Origin of the sequence: Crocosphaera sp. (assembly GCF_030064895.1) — a bacterium.
Lineage (GTDB): Bacteria > Cyanobacteriota > Cyanobacteriia > Cyanobacteriales > Microcystaceae > Crocosphaera.
On sequence record NZ_JASJEB010000040.1, the window covers coordinates 1 to 21,170 of the forward strand.

Annotated in this window: 20 protein-coding genes; 15 read left to right on the forward strand and 5 right to left on the reverse strand. The window is 35.4% G+C overall.

Annotated features, from left to right (window positions below):
• The 10 genes from QNJ66_RS11260 to QNJ66_RS11305 all read left to right on the forward strand — a co-directional run.
• Positions 1–188 (forward strand): hypothetical protein (locus QNJ66_RS11260; protein ID WP_300506573.1); only part of this gene is annotated, 188 nt, incomplete at its 5' end.
• 54 nt (positions 189–242) lie between these two features.
• Positions 243–446, forward strand: coding sequence for a hypothetical protein (locus QNJ66_RS11265; RefSeq protein ID WP_300506576.1), 204 nt, complete (start codon positions 243–245; stop codon positions 444–446).
• Between the two features lie 292 nt (positions 447–738).
• Positions 739–2,004, forward strand: a complete 1,266-nt coding sequence (gene ftsZ, locus QNJ66_RS11270) for a cell division protein FtsZ (protein WP_300506579.1) — start codon at positions 739–741, stop codon at positions 2,002–2,004.
• A 309-nt stretch (positions 2,005–2,313) separates the two neighbouring features.
• Entirely contained in the window at positions 2,314–2,838 is a 525-nt protein-coding gene (locus QNJ66_RS11275) for a flavodoxin (protein WP_300506581.1), read from the forward strand.
• A 93-nt stretch (positions 2,839–2,931) separates the two neighbouring features.
• Entirely contained in the window at positions 2,932–3,591 is a 660-nt protein-coding gene (locus QNJ66_RS11280; protein WP_300506584.1) for a TIGR00266 family protein, read from the forward strand.
• Positions 3,592–3,719: 128 nt separating this feature from the next.
• Positions 3,720–4,877 carry a 4-hydroxyphenylpyruvate dioxygenase gene (gene hppD, locus QNJ66_RS11285; protein ID WP_300506587.1) on the forward strand — a complete coding sequence of 386 codons (1,158 nt, stop codon included), beginning with the start codon at positions 3,720–3,722 and terminating at the stop codon, positions 4,875–4,877.
• 102 nt (positions 4,878–4,979) lie between these two features.
• Positions 4,980–6,104, forward strand: a complete 1,125-nt coding sequence (locus QNJ66_RS11290) for an iron-containing alcohol dehydrogenase family protein (RefSeq protein ID WP_300506590.1) — start codon at positions 4,980–4,982, stop codon at positions 6,102–6,104.
• Positions 6,105–6,332: 228 nt separating this feature from the next.
• Positions 6,333–6,809, forward strand: coding sequence for a Uma2 family endonuclease (locus tag QNJ66_RS11295; RefSeq protein ID WP_300506593.1), 477 nt, complete (start codon positions 6,333–6,335; stop codon positions 6,807–6,809).
• 208 nt (positions 6,810–7,017) lie between these two features.
• Positions 7,018–7,392, forward strand: coding sequence for a hypothetical protein (locus QNJ66_RS11300; protein WP_300506596.1), 375 nt, complete (start codon positions 7,018–7,020; stop codon positions 7,390–7,392).
• A gap of 7 nt (positions 7,393–7,399) precedes the next feature.
• Positions 7,400–8,944: a caspase family protein gene (locus tag QNJ66_RS11305; protein WP_300506599.1), complete on the forward strand. Its 1,545-nt coding sequence runs from the start codon at positions 7,400–7,402 to the stop codon at positions 8,942–8,944.
• A gap of 106 nt (positions 8,945–9,050) precedes the next feature.
• Here the strand turns inward: QNJ66_RS11305 and petD are convergent, their stop codons facing one another.
• Positions 9,051–9,533 (reverse strand): cytochrome b6-f complex subunit IV, encoded by a 483-nt coding sequence (gene petD, locus QNJ66_RS11310; RefSeq protein WP_300506602.1) that lies wholly within the window; start codon positions 9,531–9,533, stop codon positions 9,051–9,053.
• Between the two features lie 372 nt (positions 9,534–9,905).
• Positions 9,906–10,574 (reverse strand): cytochrome b6, encoded by a 669-nt coding sequence (gene petB / locus QNJ66_RS11315; RefSeq protein ID WP_300506604.1) that lies wholly within the window; start codon positions 10,572–10,574, stop codon positions 9,906–9,908.
• A 224-nt stretch (positions 10,575–10,798) separates the two neighbouring features.
• On the opposite strand from petB, the gene QNJ66_RS11320 reads away from it, so the two are divergent.
• Both QNJ66_RS11320 and QNJ66_RS11325 read left to right on the forward strand, forming a co-directional pair.
• Positions 10,799–11,392, forward strand: a complete 594-nt coding sequence (locus QNJ66_RS11320) for a shikimate kinase (protein WP_300506607.1) — start codon at positions 10,799–10,801, stop codon at positions 11,390–11,392.
• A gap of 95 nt (positions 11,393–11,487) precedes the next feature.
• Positions 11,488–11,883, forward strand: a complete 396-nt coding sequence (locus QNJ66_RS11325; RefSeq protein ID WP_300506610.1) for a shikimate kinase — start codon at positions 11,488–11,490, stop codon at positions 11,881–11,883.
• A gap of 4 nt (positions 11,884–11,887) precedes the next feature.
• Here the strand turns inward: QNJ66_RS11325 and QNJ66_RS11330 are convergent, their stop codons facing one another.
• Together QNJ66_RS11330 and cobN are read right to left on the reverse strand one after the other, a co-directional pair.
• Positions 11,888–12,478 (reverse strand): chromophore lyase CpcT/CpeT, encoded by a 591-nt coding sequence (locus QNJ66_RS11330; RefSeq protein WP_300506612.1) that lies wholly within the window; start codon positions 12,476–12,478, stop codon positions 11,888–11,890.
• A 149-nt stretch (positions 12,479–12,627) separates the two neighbouring features.
• Positions 12,628–16,398: a cobaltochelatase subunit CobN gene (cobN, locus tag QNJ66_RS11335; RefSeq protein ID WP_300506615.1), complete on the reverse strand. Its 3,771-nt coding sequence runs from the start codon at positions 16,396–16,398 to the stop codon at positions 12,628–12,630.
• Positions 16,399–16,505: 107 nt separating this feature from the next.
• Here cobN and QNJ66_RS11340 point away from each other — a divergent pair, with 107 nt between their 5' ends.
• The 3 genes from QNJ66_RS11340 (at position 16,506) to QNJ66_RS11350 (ending at position 20,141) form a co-directional block, all read left to right on the forward strand.
• Positions 16,506–18,791 carry a GAF domain-containing hybrid sensor histidine kinase/response regulator gene (locus QNJ66_RS11340; protein ID WP_300506617.1) on the forward strand — a complete coding sequence of 762 codons (2,286 nt, stop codon included), beginning with the start codon at positions 16,506–16,508 and terminating at the stop codon, positions 18,789–18,791.
• A gap of 61 nt (positions 18,792–18,852) precedes the next feature.
• On the forward strand, positions 18,853–19,521 hold the full coding sequence (locus tag QNJ66_RS11345; RefSeq protein WP_300506620.1) for an N-acetylmannosamine-6-phosphate 2-epimerase: 669 nt from the start codon (positions 18,853–18,855) through the stop codon (positions 19,519–19,521).
• Positions 19,522–19,532: 11 nt separating this feature from the next.
• Positions 19,533–20,141, forward strand: a complete 609-nt coding sequence (locus QNJ66_RS11350; RefSeq protein ID WP_300506622.1) for an RDD family protein — start codon at positions 19,533–19,535, stop codon at positions 20,139–20,141.
• 201 nt (positions 20,142–20,342) lie between these two features.
• Here the strand turns inward: QNJ66_RS11350 and QNJ66_RS11355 are convergent, their stop codons facing one another.
• The gene (locus QNJ66_RS11355; protein WP_300506625.1) at positions 20,343–21,086 is read right to left on the reverse strand and encodes a hypothetical protein; all 744 of its coding nucleotides are present in this window, start codon (positions 21,084–21,086) and stop codon (positions 20,343–20,345) included.
• Between the last annotated feature and the right edge of the window lie 84 nt (positions 21,087–21,170).

Below are 21,170 nucleotides of genomic sequence, written 5' to 3' on the forward strand. Positions count from 1 at the left end.
CTCCCAGTCTCCCAGTCTCCCAGTCTCCCAGTCTCCCAGTCTCCCAGTCTCCCAGTCTCCCAGTCTCCCAGTCTCCCAGTCTCCCAGTCTCCCAGTCTCCCAGTCTCCCAGTCTCCCAGTCTCCCCACACTCAAGATACCCATGTCGTAAAAACCGTACTTAGAAGAGGTTGCTTCTTTTGGCAATAGTTTGTTACATTTATTTACATAAGTTAATAAATATTTGCAAAGGAGAAAACTTTTATGTTAACCCTCGTCATTTCCTTATTAGTTGTTGGTTGGGCTGCTGCTGCTGTAATTGGGACACAAGCATATTTTCGTGGTGAGCAGACCAAAACTATCCACGAAAGAAACTGGAATTCTGAGGCATTTGAAACACTAGCCAAGTCTGTTACAGGTAAAGAAATAGATAGCGATCGCGTTCCTGGTTTCGTTGTGGATGCTTAGAAAAAGCTAAAAATAAAATAGATTAAATCAAAATTGACCATCTGACCTTAATCGAAACTTAACGTTTCTAGACAGGTCAGAGTATTTTTTTTTGGGGCGGTATTTTGGTAAACTAGAACAGGAAATTTGTCAAAAGAAACCCAATAATCTACTATTCATAGTAGGCACTGATATAGTAAATCACTTTATAGATCAATTACTAATCTAAGTATTAAGCAGTGGTACTCTAGATTAGACTAATTTAGATCATGCTAAATTTTTGAACCAAAATAATTAACCCCCGCCAATTACAATGATTCTTAGTGATAAACTAACTCGCGATCATTCCAGCCTAAACAATACCGAATCCACCGAGACGACCAATGCTGTAGACAGCTATCAGCGACAGAGCAGTGCCGTCCCGTTTTCCCAAGTGAACGACCCCCCAGAAAACCCTGGAGAAGCCAGTAGGAGAAATGTAATTGTGCCAAATAACATTGCCAGAATCAAAGTCATTGGGGTTGGTGGTGGCGGTTGTAATGCCGTCGATCGCATGATCGAAAGTGACCTAATGGGGGTTGAGTTTTGGACAATGAATACCGATGCTCAAGCTCTCACTCAATCTTCTGCCCCTCATCGCTTACAAATCGGTAGAAAATTAACCAAAGGTTTAGGAGCCGGAGGAAACCCTAATATTGGGAAAGAGGCTGCTGTTGAGTCCCGTGACGAGATCGCCGAATCCCTTGAGGATACAGATTTAGTCTTTATCACCGCCGGTATGGGTGGAGGCACTGGAACCGGTGCTGCTGCCATTGTGGCGGAAATTGCCAAAGAAAAGGGTTGCTTAACCGTTGGGGTGGTTACTCGTCCCTTTACCTTTGAAGGTAGACGACGCATGGTACAAGCGGGTCAAGGTATTAGCGATCTACAAAATAACGTTGACACCTTGATTATTATCCCCAATAACCAATTGTTGCAGGTTATTTCCCCAGAAACTCCCCTAAGAGAAGCTTTCCTCGCTGCTGATAATGTTCTTAGACAAGGTGTACAAGGGATTTCCGATATTATTACGATTCCTGGTTTAGTCAATGTGGATTTTGCCGATGTTCGTGCCGTTATGGCGGATGCAGGATCAGCGTTAATGGGGATAGGTATAGGATCGGGTAAATCTCGTGCCAATGATGCAGCTTCATCCGCCATTTCTTCACCCTTGTTAGAACACTCTATCCAAGGGGCAAAAGGAGTTGTTTTCAATATCACTGGTGGTCATGATCTGAGTTTACACGAGGTCAACACTGCGGCAGAAACCATTTTTGATGTAGTAGATCCAGATGCTAATATCATTTTTGGTGCCGTGATCGACGAACGGGTTCAAGGAGAGGTGATCGTCACAGTGATCGCTACTGGGTTTAGTTCTGAGGGAGAAAATGCCCCCAATAATCAAACTATTTCCACTCCTACTCATAATATAGCCACCCCTAACACTTCCAAAAAAGAAGAAGAAGAAGCACCACCAGCTAAACCAACAGGATTAGATATTCCACCTTTTTTACAAGATCGGCGTTTTCCTCGGGGCTAACCAACAACGTGACAGAAAATCTACTTCAAACAGGGGTCAATAGCTATTAGCCCCTGTTAATTTTAGCAATTTGTAATATTTTGTGATTTATTTTTATATTTATATTATTAGTAAAGTTGGCGTAATTATCTCGTAAAATAACAAAATTTGCAAGTACAACGGATACAGATTTTCTTTAATTGAGTGATTATATTCAAAAATAGAGAGGAGATAACTTGGACACTTATTAAATATTCTGGTTGTTAAAAACCTGAATCTAGATTCCATCTGTATTATTTAACTACACATAAAAAGTCAGGAGTCTTGATCATGGCGAAAATTGGCATTTTTTACGGGAGTACCTCAGGAATCACCGAAGAAGTTGCTACCACCATACGGGAAAAATTAGGGGAGGAGGAATGCGATCTTTATAGTATGGAAGAGGATTTTGACGAATACGATCAACTTCTCGACTATGATTACTTATTATTGGGTTGTTCCACCTGGGGAGCCGGAGACGTACAAAACGATTGGCGTGATCCCCTCTTTGAAATGGAATTGGAAAAACCTGATTTTAGCGGTAAAACCATCGCTTTGTTTGGTGCCGGCGATCAAGTTGATCATGGTACGGAATTTGTCAGCGCATTGGGTAAAATGTATAACCATTTCAAAACCTTGGGAGCTACCCTAGTGGGAGAATTCCCCAACGAAGGTTATACATTTGAATATTCTTCGGCCTTAGTCGATGATAAATTTGTAGGACTTCCCATTGATGAAGTTAATCAAAGCGAAAAAACCGAAGAAAGAATTGACCAATGGGTTGAATCTATACGTCCTATCTTTTTAGATGACTAAAGCTATTCTTTAAGCGAAAATCAAGTAACATAGGGACTAGACCTAATTCTTTCTAGTCTCTTTTTTAACGGTTTCATAATTAATCCCTAACCAGTGCTATTTACAGTCAGTTGTCGCCCCGCTTTTGCTGCTTTATTTGTCACCCTCAACCCAGGAGAAAAAATAACAGTTAAAACCGATTCTATTATCAGTATGGATGGAAAGGTAACAATCAAAACCCAGTTTTGTGGGTTTTGGTTATCTGCTTTATTGAGAAAATGTTTGGGTGGAGCAGACGTTTTTGTGGATTATGTGACCAATGAAACAGAGTATCCCATAACAGTGGTTTTGAGTCAGACAACCATTGGTGATATTGAACGGATTGATTTATCTGAAGGCTCAATTTGTTTACAACCGGGGGTATGTTTAGCTTATACCAAAGGCGTTAAAATCAAAAATTACTGGGCCGGGTTTGGCAGTTGGTTCGCTGGAGAAGGGTTATTAAAAACTAAATTAAAAGGGAAGGGTAGGGTATTTATTGCAGCTTATGGAGGAGTTATCAAACAAACCATTTATCAAGACTTGGTGATGTCTCAAGGGCATTTATTGGCTTATAGTTCTAATACACGGTTAAAATATCACAAGGAAGAAGAAAAAGTTAATCTTACTGTTTCAGCATTGAAATCTAAAAAGGGACGAACTCAAGGTGCTTTGATTTACTATCAATCTCGTAATCTTAAGGGATTAATTAATTATCTTCGTTCTCTGGTTTAGGGTCTGATTTTTTTCTATTTTTTAATTTATTCTTAATCTTTATTTTATAGTTTAATCATTAAGTTGCTCAATCCAGATAAAATCAATTATCATTGTCATTGGAATTATTCTTCATGTATATTGTTCTGATGACTTCTTTTGCAACTGATATTATTTTCAAAGAAAAACTTAACCAAGAAATAAACATAGAAATTGATCACATTCATTTATATGTAAAGGATACAGTTTACTGGAAAAAGTGGTTTATTAATGTCATGGGGTTTTACTCTATTGCTGGTGGAAGTGATGAGCATACCAATACCGAAATTGTCAAAACTGGAAGCCAGAAAAACCCGATTATTTTTGTTATTTCTTCTCCCTTATCTTGCCAAAGTCCAGTTGCTAAATACTTAGAAGTTCATCCTCCTGGTATTGCTGATGTAGCTTTGAGAGTGAATAATTTAGAAAAAATAGTGGCAAATTATAATCTTTTTGAAAACGGTATTAAAGCAATAATACAAGAAAAGAAATATAGTCAAGGTTATTTGAAGTGGAGTGAAATTTATTCTGCAAATGGATTAACTCATACTCTTTTTGAAAGAAGAGGTTTTACGCCAATCTTACCGAGAAAATGGCTAAAAAAACGACAAAATAATGGAGTTGATAAAAATTATTTTCTAGAATTAGATCATCTAGTGTTAAATGTCCCAAAAGGAGAGATGGCATCAACTATCAAATGGTACGAGAAAGTTTTAGAATTTGAGAAAAAACAATTCTTTAAAATAGAAACACCACAATCAGGATTATCTTCTCAAGTAATGTTTCATCCCGTAAGTAATATACAATTGCCCATCAATGAACCCATATCTAAGAATTCTCAAATTCAAGAATTCTTAGATGTTAATAACGGTTCCGGTATTCAACATATTGCCCTAAGAACTAATAAAATTGCTGAGGTTACTCAACAATTACGTCAAAATGGTTTGACTTTTTTAAATGTTCCCAATACTTACTATGAAAAATTGGCTAAAATAAACTTAAACTTAAAGTTTGAACCTGAAGAATGGCAGAAAATTGTTCAAGAAAATATCTTACTAGATGAAGAAGAAATAAACGAAAAAGAATCATGGAACAATAGTCATCCTTTACTCCTACAAATATTTACCAAACCGATATTTGAGCAACCCACTTTCTTTTTTGAAATTATTGAAAGAAGACAACAAGCAAAAGGTTTTGGAGAGGGTAATTTTCGGGCATTATTTGAAGCTATTGAAAGGGAACAAAAAAAACGAGGAACCCTAATTTAAACCCTATGGTTAACGGTGAGGTCTTAAAAAATATGAAAACATTCTCTTTGAGATAATTTGTTATCCTAAAATTAGATAATAGTATTTGTTTCTAGTAATAGAATGCCAACCACAACCACTAAAATTACTCCAGTTACCACCAACCTTAACTCCTTATTCGTTTCTCCAACTCAAGTGATTCAAGGGGAGGGAATTATTTCCCAACTAGGAGAAGGTATCTCTCGTTTAGGTAAGCGTCCTTTAGTGGTGGGAGGTAAGCAAACACTTGAGCTAATTTCATACCATTTAAAGCCAATTTTTAAACAATTTAAACTAACGGCGGCGTTTGATACCTATGCCCCCGATTGTTCGGAAACTTCCCTAAAAAACCTGAGCGAAGCAAGCCAAAATCATCAAGCTGACTTGATTATTGGTGTTGGTGGGGGAAAAGCCTTAGATACAGCTAAATTATTGGCTCATCAGCAACAATTACCAATTGTTACTATTCCTACCTCTGGGGCAACTTGCGCAGCTTGGACAGCCCTTTCTAACGTCTATTCTAATCAAGGGGTGTTTCAATACGACGTGCCATTATCCCGTTGTCCTGACTTATTGATCTTAGACTATAATTTGATTAAAGAAGCCCCAAAACGCACTTTAGTTGCTGGTATTGGAGATGCGATCGCGAAATGGTACGAAGCGTCTGTTAGTAGTGGCCACTCTAAAGCTACTCTTACCATTGCTGCGGTACAACAAGCGAGGGTATTAAGGGATATTCTCTTACAAAAATCTAATGCTGCTTTGGATAGGATAGGAGGAGAAGACTGGCGAGAAGTGGTCAACGCTACCGTCCTATTAGCTGGAGTCATTGGCGGTTTAGGAGGGGCAAATTGTCGCACTGTAGCTGCCCATGCTGTCCATAATGGCTTAACCCATATTCCGGCTGCACACCATGCCTTACACGGGGAAAAAGTGGCTTATGGGATATTAGTTCAATTGCGTTTAGAAGAGATGATACAAGGTAATAAATTAGCGGCTACATCTCGACAACAATTGTTAAAATTCTATGAAGAAATTGGCTTACCCAGAAGTTTAGAAGACTTGGGTTTGTCTAGAGTAACTTTAGAAGAATTACGTCAGGCCGCCATAGTAACTTGTCATCCTAATTCCGATATTCATCGTTTACCTTTTAAGGTGTCCCCAGAACAATTATTATCAGCGATGGTATCAACTTTAGTTGCAAATTAAGAAGATTTTATGGGTGTATTAGTCTAGGGTAATACACCTTAAAATTGGTTTATTGGTTTAGGTAAAAAAAGCATTAAAGTTGGGTTAGACGGCTAAAATTTAGGTTGTTACAGGAATATAGGAATATAAGAATCAGTCGCAACCCACCATTGTAGCTGAAATAGTTCACTACAATTATCATAAACAATCTTTAGGAATAGAATTTGCTCTTAGTTTAGGTAAAAAAAGATGAAATGGGAAGAAGTTTGTCAACATAAACAGTTACAAGATTTACCATTTAAGATTGAATTGAATAAATGGGGACAAATTATAATGAGTCCAGTAAAGATTAAACATTCTTTTTATCAAGGAAGAATTCAACGTTTATTAGAATCTTTATTGAATAGAGGTGAAGTAATGCCAGAATGCGCCATTAATACTTCTGATGGGGTTAAAGTTGCTGATGTAGTCTGGTGTTCAGGGGAAAGATTTGATATTATTCAAGATGAAGTATCAGCTTCTATTGCACCAGAAATTTGTATAGAAGTTAAATCGGTTGGCAATAGTGTGGATGAATTACAATTTAAAAAAGATTTGTATTTAGAAGCGCAAGCTTTGGAAGTATGGTTATGTAATGAACAAGGAAAAATTAAATTTTATAATCAACAAGGGGAGTTAAATAAATCTTTATTATTTTCTGACTTTCCAAAAGAAATTAAGCGGTAATTTTAGAAAAAACTAGAGTAAAAGAAGGAATTAACAACATTACTTGGAAAATATTATTATGTTTAGTATAACTAAAATGTGATTTTAAATAATTGAAGGGTTTGATTAATAATTACATACTTAAGTTAACATTTTTAAACACAGAGTCTTTTATTTATATCTGAGTAACTATAATTAAGAAGTAACCTTAAAAGCTAAAATTCCTCCCATGACTGAATCGATTAAACTTCGATTTACATTTGCTGTTGATGCTCCAGACTTAGATGAGGAAGAACAACAAAGTATCGCAACCAAATTATTACGTCAATTAAAGAAACTTGATGAAGTAGAAAATGTTACTAAAGCTGAAGATATTAATCCAGAAAAAGGACATCGAGGACTTGATACTCTACTTAATATTATCAAAGCAGAGGTTTCCTTAGAAAATATAAAAAACGTCTTTACTATTTTACGCGATCGCTTGGATAATTCGGTAACACTTACTCTTGAATTAGAAAATGGTCGCATAGAATATAAAGGAAAAAGTAATCAATTACCTGAAGCACAAGCATTTATTACAGCAATTTTAGATAGAATGCAATGATTTAAAAATGACTAATAATCCCCCAAAAAAAGTTGCTTTATTAATTGGTATTAGCCAATATCAAGGAGATTTACCATCTCTTCCTGCTGTTACTAATGATATTGAAAATATGAAGCAAGTTCTTGAAGATAAAAATTTGGGTTGGTTTGATCAAGTGAAAGCTTTACTGAACCCAGATTTAGAGACTATTCAAATAGAAATTGGTAAATTATTTAGCAATTGTCAAAGACAAGATTTAGCCCTCTTATTTTTTGCAGGACATGGACTTTTAGATGATAATGACAGTCTCTATTTAGCAACTTCTAGTAGTAATCGTAAGGACTTTGAATTTAATTCTATTCGTGCTAGTTTTATTCATGATATTTTGAATAAAAGTAGATGTAAACGAAAAATAATTATTTTCGATTGTTGTTATAGTGGTGCATTTGCTCAAAATTGGCAATCAAGGGGACATGATACTCTCAATTTACAAAAGCAGTTTGGTGGAGAAGGACAAGCAGTTTTAACCTCTTCTAGTTCAGCACAAAAGTCTTTTGAAAAAGAAGGTTCAGGGATTTATACTCGTTATTTAATTGAGGGTTTAAACGGTGCTGCTGATCGTAATAATGATGGAAAAATTACTATTCAAGAACTTCATGATTATGCTAAAGAGAAAGTAGAAGAAGCGACTCAATCAAAAATGAAGCCAGAAATTTATTTGTTTAAAGATGGCTCAAAAATTATTTTAAGTAGAGCCGCACAAAATATTTTAGAAGTAGAATATCGTCAATTGGTTGAAGAATCTGTTGATAATGGTCAGCTTTCAGATATTGCTCTTGAGAATCTAAAATTCAAACAACAAGAGTTAAAGTTAACCGATGAACAAGCTGAGGAAATTAAAAGTCAAGTTTGTGAATTTTATACAGAAAATTTAGAGAACTTACAGCGTTATCGGGAAGCATTACAACAGCAAACCCTTCCTTTAACACAGAAAACTTGTGGAATTTTAAAATATTATAAAAGTCATGTTTTAAGTCTTTCTGAAAAAGAAGCAAAAGTAATTGAAAAGGAAATTTTACCAAATAAAGAGTTTCGTAAATTACAAGGTGGAGGATTTTTAAAGTATTTAGTTATCAGGGTTAAAAATATCTTAAATTTTCCTAAAACTCATTTTTATTTACGCAGGCTAATTGCTTTTTTAGATTTTATTGCTTCAATGGTTATAATTGGATGCTGTATTTTCTATCTACTAAGGCGTTGGGATTATATTGATGGTCTAGAAATAATTACGATTTTACTGGGAATCATAAGTTCACTAATCCTTATTTATTCAGCATCTTTCATCTGGAAAAATACAAGTTTAGATAATCTCAGGAATCTTATTGCTTCAAGATATATAATTAGGAGAAGAATTATTGCTATTTTACACATTCTTATTGGTATATCAGGGTTTATTGTTGGTATTATTCTATCAATACCATATATTGATAGAACACTAGGAGTCATACTATTTTGGTTAGCTGAGTTAGGATTACTTTGGATTTATGTAGGCATATCTTTATGGAAATACTGAAGGTCAATTTTTATTGAGCAAACCCCAACTAAAATACCAGCGATCGCTCTTTTCTAAACAGAAATAGAAACGACCGCTGGTAAAAAATTACCCTTTCAGGTTATTCTTAGAATAAGCCTAAAGTTAAAGACTCATCAATGGGGAAAGTAGCACCGGCACCTAACCATAAGGTAACTACGGTTCCAAAGAGGAACACAGCAGTTGCAACGGGACGACGGAAAGGGTTTTGGAATTTGTTAACACCTTCGATGAAAGGAACTAACATTAAACCAATAGGAATAGCACCTTGACAAGCAATTCCTAGTAATTTGTTGGGAAGAACCCGTAAAATTTGGAAAACGGGGTATAAATACCATTCAGGTAAGATTTCCAGGGGAGTTGCGAAAGGATCGGCAGGTTCTCCAACTAAAGCGGGATCAAGTACCGCTAAACCCACTAACAAACCAATGGTTCCGAAGATAACTACGGGGAACACATAGAGTAAGTCGTTGGGCCAAGCAGGTTCACCGTAGTAGTTGTGTCCCATTCCTTGGGCTAACTTGGCGCGCAATTTAGGATCGCTTAGATCTGGCTTTTTTTCAATTGCCATTTATTGATTTCTCCTTATTCACGTATTAGGATCAGCAGGATTTTCATCGAAAATTTTCGGTCTGAAAATCCGTCCTATTTGGACAGCTTTAGAATCCCCTAACGGGGGCGAGTTTTGAAACACCCATAAGGCCGAGACTCGCAAACTCGTATAGATGTCCCTTCCCACAACACAACTAAGATGTCCTGTCTAACAGCACCCAACCAATTGGGTTTACAGATAGTCCGAACTAGGGAGGTATTCGGAAGTGTGTACCAAGCTGTGTCTCAATGTTGTATTCACCTCTTGCGTCACCTAGATTGGTCTAGGCAATCCCTGCACTTTCAGGGCCGGGTTGGTGAATGATTACCCTTAGTTATTCTCAGATACGGTTTACAAGGGACCAGAAATACCTTGTTTACGAATCATTAAGAAGTGGGCTAACATGAATACTGCAATTAACCAGGGGAAAACGAATGTATGGAGACTGTAGAAACGGGTTAAGGTTGCTTGTCCAACACTTTGGCCACCTCTGAGCAGTTCAACCATTTGATCTCCCACAACGGGAATAGCAGCAGGAACACCGGATACGATTTTAACCGCCCAGTAACCTACTTGGTCCCAAGGTAAAGAGTATCCTGTTACTCCAAAAGAAACGGTAATAACCGCTAAGATAACTCCTGTCATCCAGGTTAACTCACGAGGCTTTTTGAAGCCACCTGTTAGATAAACACGGAAGACATGGAGGATCATCATTAATACCATCATACTGGCTGACCAACGATGGATAGAACGAATCAACCAACCGAAGTTTACTTCGTTCATAATGTATTGAACAGAAGCAAAAGCATCGGTAACTGTTGGTTTGTAGTAGAAGGTCATGGCAAACCCAGTGGCAAACTGAACAATAAAGCACACTAGGGTAATTCCACCAAGACAGTAGAAGATATTAACGTGGGGGGGAACGTATTTACTGGTGATGTCGTCGGAAATAGCTTGAATTTCTAGACGATCATTAAACCATTTGTAAACGGGTGAATCTGTAACTTGTTTAGAAAACATTTAAGCTGTAATCCGCTATCGACTTAAGGATGGATAATTGGATGGTATGGATAGTTTACTATGCCGTTGCCTCTTTTACATCTTTCCACTGGGGTCAAGATTAGAATTGGCATTGTACCTCATTACAAAATTTAACACAATCTCTCTCTGAGTTCAAAGGGAAGTCTGGTATGACTGGGAGTGTGAGGAGTGTGTGGAGTATGGGGAGTGTGGGGAGATGTAAAATGGATAATTATTTCTCAATTCTGACAATTACTATGCAACAGTTACTTCAAGGGGTTAATGTATTTTTGGTGGGTATGATGGGGACGGGTAAAACAACGGTGGGCAAAAAGTTAGCGCAGCGTTTAGATTATCGTTTTTTTGATAGTGATGTGTTAATTGAAAAAGTAACTGGGCAGAGTATTAATGATATTTTTGCTAGTCAAGGAGAAGAGACATTTCGGCAGCTTGAAACTGAGGTTCTTTCTGAGTTAGCAGCTTGTACTAAAAGTGTCATTTCTACGGGAGGTGGTAGCGTTTTGAAACCCAAAAATTGGAGTTATTTACATCATGGTTTAATTGTTTGGTTGGATGTTTCTATTCCTCTTTTGACCAAACGTTTGGCGAAGGATACTACTCGTCCCCTATTACAAAAAACGGATTTAAGTTTGAAGTTAGAATCTTTATTAGAAGAACGTCGCTCTTTATATGCTCAAAGTGATTTACAAATTATTATTGATAGATATCAAACTGCTGATGATACGGTAGAGCAAATTTTAGAATTAATCCCCACTGTTATTAAAACTAAGTTAGAAAGTTCTCAGGAATTTAACTAATATTAACAATATGTTTCCGTAAATTCAGCGATGCCTATCCTGATAGTGAAAGATTACGATCTAAGTGAATACTTATTGAAGGATAGGCAAATTTTATGAAGTCATTTTTAACAACAGGGATAATTATTGTTTCTTCTTTACTTGGGGCAACATTAATTATCAGTAATGTCAATGCTTCTCCTGGTTGCTATGGTATTGATCAAGGGGGAAATACTCTGGATTTATCTGGGTTATGTTCTCCTGCCTCTAATTCTAATTCTGTTCCTTCTACTCCTGTTAATTCTAATGTTAATCCCGAAGAAAAAACAGATTTAAACAATAATAATACTCCTGAAGAATCAGCTAGGGAAGAAACAGAAAAAGATATCCAGTCTTGTTTTAGTAGTGCTGCTTGTACGCAAATGATAGGAGGCAGCAGTGAGGCAGATAAAACCCCCCATCAAATACGGATTGATCAGGTTTTAAATGGAGGTAGAATTAACCGAAATTAAGCGTTTAAAATTCAACTTCATCGGCAAAACTTTGACGAGGTTGAAAGTGAAATGCACCAGCAACTGATCCCCAAACTAATTCATCTGTAATCGGATCATAGCCCCGATCTAAACTAATTAATTTTTGCTCATCTACTTCAAAACTATTATCTAAATAAGTTTCTTTCCCTTTACGAATTACTAGGCAATTTTTACCGGGTTTAATTACTCCTTTAAAACTGCTTCCAGTCCAATCGATAAACATATCACACCCCTGCATTAATTCGAGATCATCAGGGGTGATTTTTTTTAATTTTTCTGGATTACGGGACGCGCCTAAAAAGGCTTCTTTTTCTTTAAGTTTATAATTTTCTAATTCTATTCTTCCTTCAACAATTTTTAGTCTTAATACCCGTACCCGATAGGGTTGATTCAAGGCATAATCATAAGCTTGTTCTAAGAATAAACTAGGTTCGGGAAAATTAGCGATGGGTAAAGGGCGAATACAAACCCGAATATGAGCATAAAAAGGCGGATTTTCAAAGGCTTGTTCTTGATTACTAAAATCAGCGCACATCCAACGGGCAAAGGCTTTTATATCGGTTGCATGAGCCATAATACTTGTTACATTTAAAACGAGAAAAATTTGACACGTTCTCTATTCTATCTTGAATGTTGGACAAATATCAAATTTAGAATTAAACTCTACTCATTTTAACTTACATTTACTCAATGAAAATCTGAAAGATTCTTTTTTATGAGAACTTATTTTTCTTCAATTTTTCTTTCTGCATCATGCACAATATTCCTTAAGTTATCAAGGGTATTACTATTAACATTTTGCCATAATCCTCTTTGATTTGCTTCTAATAATCTTTCGGCCATATCTCGCAAAGCCCAAGGATTTTTTTCTTGAATAAATTGTTGTACTTTTTCCTCAAATAAGTAAGCTTCTGCTACTCCTTGATACATAAAATCTTCTACACAGTTTGCTGTGGCATCATAAGCAAATAAATAATCTACTGTTGCTGACATTTCAAAAGCCCCTTTATAACCATGTCTCATTACACCTTTTATCCATTTTGGGTTAATTACCCTGGAACGATATACCCGAGAAATTTCTTCTTTTAATCGTCTAACTTTAGGATTAGCAGCAATAGAATTATCTCCAAAGTAAGTTTCAGGATTTTTGCCTGTTAATGCCCTCACAGAAGCAGTTAAGCCTCCTTGAAACTGATAATAATCATCGGAATCTAAAAGATCGTGTTCTCGATTATCTTGATTATGTAAGACAACTTGTAACTGTTTTAAACGTCTCTCAAATACTTCAGGAACTCCATGACCAACTCCATTTTGATCATAAGCATAACAACTCCAATTAATATAAGCTTTGGCTAAATCTTGCTCATTTTGCCAATTTTGTGCCTCAATTAATCCCTGTAAACCAGCACCATAAGCACCTGGTTTTGAGCCAAAAATTCGATAAACTGACTTCAGTTTTGCTTGTTCTTTTGTTAACCCTTGTTGCTGCCAAAATTCCTCTTCTTCTTCTACCTTTGCAGCAAGGGGATTAATACTTTTTGATTCTTGGAGGCTTGACACATCTTTAATCACTTTGTACAATAGCTGTAGTAAGTTGGGGAAGCTGTCTCTAAAAAATCCTGATACCCGTACCGTTACATCTATACGGGGTCGCCCTAATACCGATGGTTTAAGGATTTCATAATCTACCACACGACGGGATAAACCATCCCAGATCGGTTGTACTCCTAATAAAGCTAACACCTGGGCAATGTCATCACCTCCTGTGCGCATAGTAGAAGTACCCCAGATGGAAATAGCGAGGGTTTGGGGGTATTCTCCGTTATCTTGAGTATAACGCTCAATGAGGACTTCTGCTGCTTTTCTACCCACATCCCAAGCAGTTTGGGTGGGGATAGCGCGGATATCCACAGAATAGAAGTTGCGTCCGGTGGGGAGAACTTCTGGTCTCCCTCTAGTGGGTGCGCCGGATGCACCACTAGGGACATATTTTCCGTTTAAACCTCTTAATAAGTTGGTGATTTCTTGGTGGGTTTCATAGAGTTTCGGAAGTAAAAAAGTTTTGCTCCAGTTTAGTTCTTTTTGGGTACAAGTAAAATTATTAATATTGTCAATATTATTAGTATTAACTAGATTTTTAACTAAGGTTTGAGCATAGGTTTCTAAGACTTCGATGACATCACCAATAATTCGGCATTTTTTGAATTTAGGATCAATCTCTTCGGGTATTATTTTAGATAAATTTGAACAAGAAAATGGCTCTTCTAAGTTAGCAGTTAAAGGATCAATGTCTAAGTTAAAATCTTTTGCTATTGCTGTAATTAAACCCATTCTATTCAAACTAGGGTGACGACTAATAGAGATAATTAAATCTCTTAACTGTGTTCCTTGGGGACAAGTTCCTAGTATATGTAAACCGTCTCTTATTTGCGCTTCTTTCAGTTCACATAAATAACCATCAGCGAGTGTTAGAAATTGAGCTAAACTATCATCATTTAGACTATTTATTCCTAAGTCTTGATTGAGATTAGTTTCTGACACTAAATTTTTGATGCGATCGCTGATTATTTTGAGTCGTTTGGGATCTAAGGTTTGTGCTTCGTAATATTCATCTATTAATGTTTCTAACTGTTCTAAATTTCCGTATAATTCTGCACGGGTTAAAGGTGGTGTTAAATGGTCTAAAATAACTGCATGAGAACGACGTTTTGCTTGGGAACCTTCTCCGGGATCGTTAACAATAAAAGGATAAAAATTAGGAATAGTTTCTAAAGTTATTTCTGGATAACAATTTGATGATAAAGCTAAGCTTTTACCAGGTAACCATTCTAAGTTACCATGTTTCCCAACATGGATAATAGCATCTGCTTGAAAATGATGTTTTAACCAATAGTAATAAGCTAAATAATTGGGGGTGGGTTCTAAGTCCGGTGCATGGTAGTTTAAACTAGGATCAAAATCATAACCTCGGGATGGTTGAATACCAATAAAAATATTGTCTAATTGAATACCAGGAATAGGATAAGACGTAACATTATTAACTTCGGGAATATCACTCCAACGCTGTGTAATTTGTTGTTGAGTTTCTAGGGGTAGGGTTTTAAAATATTGTTCGTATTCTGTACAAGAAATAGATTGATTAATGGTACGTAATTCTTTACTTTCGGGATCATTGGTGATACCTTGGGTTAACTTTTGGATAAGTTCATCTCCTGTTTCTGGTATATTTTCAATATTGTATCCTTCTTGTTGTAATGCTTGTAAAATCTTGATGCAACTTGCAGGAGTATCTAAACCTACACCATTGGCTATTCTTCCATCTTTATTGGGATAGTTTGCTAAAATTAAAGCAATTTTTTTTTCATTAATTGGCGTATTTTTAAGCTTAATAAAATTAGCAGTTAACTCGCTAACAAAATTAATTCTATCCTCTACAGGTTCATAAACAATAACATCAGTTTCTAACTTTTCATTCCAGGTTGCTACTGATTTAAAAGAAACAGCACGAGTGATTATTTTACCATCAACTTCGGGGAGAGCAATGTTCATGGCAACATCTCTAGGATTTAATCCTTGAAAACTATTTTTCCACTGTTCTTTTGTGCCACTACTAAAGATAACTTGTAAGATAGGAATGTCTAAAGTTTGCCATAAATCACTGCAAGAATGATCGTCTATTTTTCCTAAAGAGAAACTGGTTGTATTCAAAATTAAATGGATAGGATTATCTGTTAAAGATTGGTAGTAATCAATCAATTTATTTTGAATATCAAGATCACGTAAAGAAGAGATAAAAATAGGAAGAGGATTAATTTTTTTATTTAATAAACTTTCACATAAAGCATCAATCGGTTGTAAATTTCCGGCTAAATAATGGGAACGATAAAAGAGAATAACAACATTAGGAAAATTAGTTTTATTTTTAAACTCCGTCGTTAACGAGGGAGTCTTATGTATACCAAAGTTAGGGACAAGATTAGGACTATGAGGATTATAATTAGTTTGCCAACAAAGATCAGAAATAAATTTTAAACCATTTAGCCAATTTTCTTGACCACCTTGGGTTAAATAAAGCCATAATTTATGACTGTGAGAAAAATTAACGGTGGAATGACTCATTAAAGTTTCATCTATATGATCATCCCCAGGTAAAATGAAGAGAGTAATGTTATTTAATTCAGCAATTTCTTTAATAACTTCTAACCCATAAGGCCAATAAGACTGACCTCCCAATAACCTTATAATAATTACATGAGCCTGGGATAATACCTCCTCTGCATAAGTATCAATACTCAATTGTTGTTGTAATTGGAGAATATTTGTAGCACGTATTGCAGGAAAATTAGCAGGGAGAAAAGGCAAACAAGCAGCTAAACTTTGAATATCCGTATCTGCTGCGCTTAAAAATACCATAGGTGCTTGATTTTGTTCGATAAAGATAACTCCCTCTTGCTCAGCATTCCAACCTCCAGGGGTAGCTGCTATACGGTGCATTACAACTCCTTAATATTTAAAGAAAATCAACTTTCAGTATAGGATAGGAAAACGGAGAGATTCTATTGAAGGATTATGTCTCTTTTCCTCTAGCCTTGTCCAATGTGATGAATCCTGTTTCAAAATCTATTTTACGTCGAACTTTACCTGTAAGTATATTCGAGAAACTTTGTTCTCTTTGGCGAGAGCTAATGGAGATAGAAGGTTCTTCAGCAGTATTAGTTAACGATTCCATAATATCTTCAGAAATAAAAAATATTGCTGAGATTTTAGGGGCAAAAAAATTCTATTTGCTGCTATCGTCCCAATTATGTGCGTTATTGCAAGGCACACTCAATGCTTCATCCTTATCCTATCAGGTTATCATTACTTGCGATCCCCAAGCGATCTCCGAGTTTACCCAGAAGTTACAGCAGCACCTTGATAATAGCTCTCCTTGGCGCAAAAGATTGATTCCCTATATAGAACCTCATTTACCCGAAGTAAACTCCCTACAAACCCATTTTAACGGTCGCTTATGGAACATTTTAGTACCTGAATTCTCGGAAAATTCAGAAGTGATGTACGAGGGACTAAGAACTTGTGAACCAGTGGAAGAAGCATTGCGTCAACAAGTTGCTCAAGAAAGATTATTAAATCAATTAATTGGTCAAATTCATCAAAGTTTAGAATTATCGGTTATTTTAGAAACAGCCGTTAGAGAATTACGCATTTTTTTGCAGGTTGATCGTTTAGTTATCTATGAATTTAATAAACAAAATATCTCAAATCATGAGTCAGAAAATTTAGAAATAAATAGGGGTTTAGTAACCTACGAATCACTGGTTTCTGAGAGTATTCCTTCCTTATTAAAGATTTTGGCAGAAGATGTTTGTTTTGCTAATACACCTGAATATCAACATAAGTATCGTCAAGGGGAAATTGTTGCTATTGACGATGTACAAATACAGTATTCAGCTTCCTTATGTTTAAGCCAATTTTTGGAAAAATATTGGGTATTATCTAAATTAATTGCTCCTATTGTTGTTGATGGTAAATTATGGGGATTATTAATTGCTCATCAATGTTTCAAAAAACGACAATGGTTAGAGAGTGAAAAAGCATTTTTAGGCCAGATAGGAGAGCATTTAGCCGTTGCTATTTATCAAGCACAATTATATGCTCAAGTTCAAGAACAAAAAAATACCTTTGAACAGCGAGTTATTGAAAGAACCCAAGCACTTCGAGATACATTAATTGCTTCTCAAGCAGCGAATCATTCTAAAAGCGAATTTTTGGGGAATATGAGTCATGAATTACGCACTCCTTTAACTTGTATTATTGGTTTATCGGGAACCTTATTACATTGGTCACAAGAGGGCTTAAATTTGCCTATAGATAAGCAAAAAAAATATTTAAAAACCATCCAAAATAGTGGTAATAATTTATTAGATATGATCAATGAAATTCTAGAATATTCTAACTTACAATCAGGGAAATATGTGTTGGCAGTTCAAGAATTCTCGTTGCAAAAAGTAGCTAATAATATTATTCAAAAAGTTAATAGTGAAGCAAAACTTCGTAGTATTAAATTAGAACTTGATCTCCAGATTGAGGATCAACAAGATAATTTTTTTGCTGACCCAGAAAGGGTTCAACAAATACTATATCACTTATTGAATAATGCTTTAAAATTCACCTCGACAAATGGAACAGTTACTTTAAGAATTTGGCGAGAAAATAATCAATTTTGTTTGCAAGTGGAAGATACAGGAATTGGTATAAAAGAAGAACAAATTCCTCTATTGTTCGAGTCTTTTCAACAATTAGAAAACTCTCGTAGACGTATCTATGGTGGCACAGGTTTAGGGTTAGCATTAACTAAACAATTAGTAGAACTGCATGGGGGAACAATCGAAGTAGAATCTATTGTAAATCAGGGTTCTACCTTTACTGTTAGAATTCCTAATCAACCTCAAAATAAAAAAAAATCAAGTAAGAATTCAGACAAAAATCAAGCATTATTTACAAAAAATAAAACTATAGTCTTAGTACAAAGTAATGAAGAAATAGCTACTTTAATCGGTGAATTATTAACAGCTGCAAACTATCACTTTATTTGGTTAATGGATGGATCAAAAGTAATAAAAAAAATTGAACTACTTGAACCATCAGTAATTATATTAGATCAAGATATATCAGAGGTGATAAAAATTAATAAATCCTTAAAAGAATTACCAGAAACTAAAGACATAAAAGTGTTAGTATTAAGAGATAACATTACTTCCAAAGAATGGACGGAAATTTCTAAAATTGGCATAGATGACTATTTAATTAAACCAATCCAACCGAATCTTTTATTAAAGCGCGTTAATGCTTTAATTTTCAACAATAATGAATCAGAAATTAAGTAAAAATTTATCAGTTAGCACTTACCAGTTATCAGTTACCAGTTAAAGAATTAAATTTTCTATTATGATTATTCCAAAATCTAGCTTAATTGTTTCTTGTCAAGCACCGGTTGATTCTCCATTATTTGAACCAAAAATTATTGCTGCTATTGCCAAAGCTTCCATTAATCAAGGGGCAAAAGGAATTAGAATTAATACCCCCCATCATGTTAAACAAGTCAGAAAAGAATTACCAAATATTCCTATTATTGGACTGTGGAAACAAGATTATTCAGGGTATGATATTTATATAACACCCTGTTATCAAGAGGCAGAGGCGATCGCAGAAGCAGGGGCAGATATTATTGCCATCGATGGCACCTTAAGAAAACGTCCCCAAGGAGAAAAATTAGCCGATTTAATCAACAATATTCACCAAAAATCAGGAAAATTAGTAATGGCTGATGTTGATACAATAGAAAGTGCCATAGCCTCAGCTAACGCAGGGGCAGATTTTGTGGGAACTACCCTTTATGGGTATACCAGAGAAACCGAAAAGTTTAACCCTCCAGGGTTTTCCTTATTAGAAGAAATGAGACAAAGATTAAACGTTCCGATTATTGCAGAAGGGGGAATTTCTACTCCTGAAGAGGCAAAAAAAGCTCTAGATTATGGTGCTTATTCTGTTGTTGTCGGAACTGCTATTACAGGAATTGATTTAAAAGTAAAAGCCTTTCAAACAATGTTTAAATAGATGAAAAATGTATGGATTCTAATCAATTACCCCCCACTTATAGACGCTTTCCTAAAGTTCCTGTAGATCGCCGTGCCTATGCTTTTTTACTCGATTTTGTAACCGTCTGGTTTTTAAGTTCTTTCTTCAAAGGATTAGTTAAAGACCTAGTTTTCTTGGTTGTCTGGCTAATTTTACGGGTCATTATTGTAGAAAAAAATAAAGGTCAAAGTTTAGGAAGTTGGTCTTTTGATATTAAAGTTATTGATCTGAGATTTCTACGAGTTCCCGGTTTAAAAGAATTAACCAAACGAGAAGCAATTTTAGGATTTGCTGCTATGTTAGCAATGGTGGGATTAAATATTAATTTTAAGAATGGTTTATCCATGTTAATATTTATCACTCCCCTAATTATTGATTGTGGGTTGGCCATCGGCGATGAGGAATATAATCAAGCCTTTCATGATAAGGTTAGTAACACCATTGTTATTCAAACAAAACGGGGATTCTCGTTAGATTTGCGCCTCAAAAAACTCTGGAAAATTATCAAAGTAAAAATACAAAGTCGTCAAAAGCAACAACCAAGATATCGAGACGATTATTACTACGATGATGATGATGACTACGATGATCAGTATTGAAGCAATTATCAGCTACCAGTAAAAAGTTATGGATGAGTGATCATTTGAGCAATAGAGAATATCTTAACAACAGCTTGTTGTGTGCTTTAAAATATGACAAGATAAATTAAAAATTTAACCAATTATCACTGTCCAAATCTCTCTTAATTATTTAATCAGTTTTTCTAAATTTTTGTCACCCTGTCAACCTTAGAACATAAATTAGGAAACATAGTTCTTCAAAAAATAGTATAAACGAGACATCTCACTTTTGGCTTGTCTTGTAAAAGAATTGATTCTGGTTTTTTTATAAGGTTGGCCACCCTCTGGAGACCATATCAAGGAACCATTATCCATGCAGGTAGCAACTAAATCAGAGAAACGAGATAAACCTTTCACAAAGTATTTACTACCTGACATAAAGCATAAGTCTTCATCAATATTTTCAGTGGATTTGCAAGCAACTTCTAGTCCTTGAACTTTTAATGTATCTGATAATAGCTGAAATATTTCAAAACTTCGTTCTTTTGCAATATCGCTATAGAAATATTTATTGTTCATTGGATTTGCGCCAAAGTGTAAGGCTGTCACAATGGTTGTATGTTTCAAACTTGGCAGACCTATCAAATCTAAATCGTGATAAATTTTACGAGATTTTCCGTAGAGTGGTCTACCATTTATATCATCCATGACATCTCCTAGTCTCAAGTGTATAACTAAAGAATCGGGTGAGGGCTTCTCATATTTGAGTCGATGATCTCTAACCACACGTTCAAAGGTTTCAAGATCCTTCTCATATCTTTTTTGAGTCAAGTAGCTATATAAAATAGTCTCTCTATATCTAGGATCACAAAGAATAGTTTCTCTATCTTCCTGCCATCTAATTCCTCTGCAAAATACGAGGTCGGTCACTCTATATACTTGATTCATCCGTAAGATTTTTATAGAATCAATTTTATAGTTCATATATACTGCATTTGAAATAAATCAATTTAACCCTACCAGAAACCAGAACTGGAGTCGAGTATTATATTTTTTTCATAAAGTTTT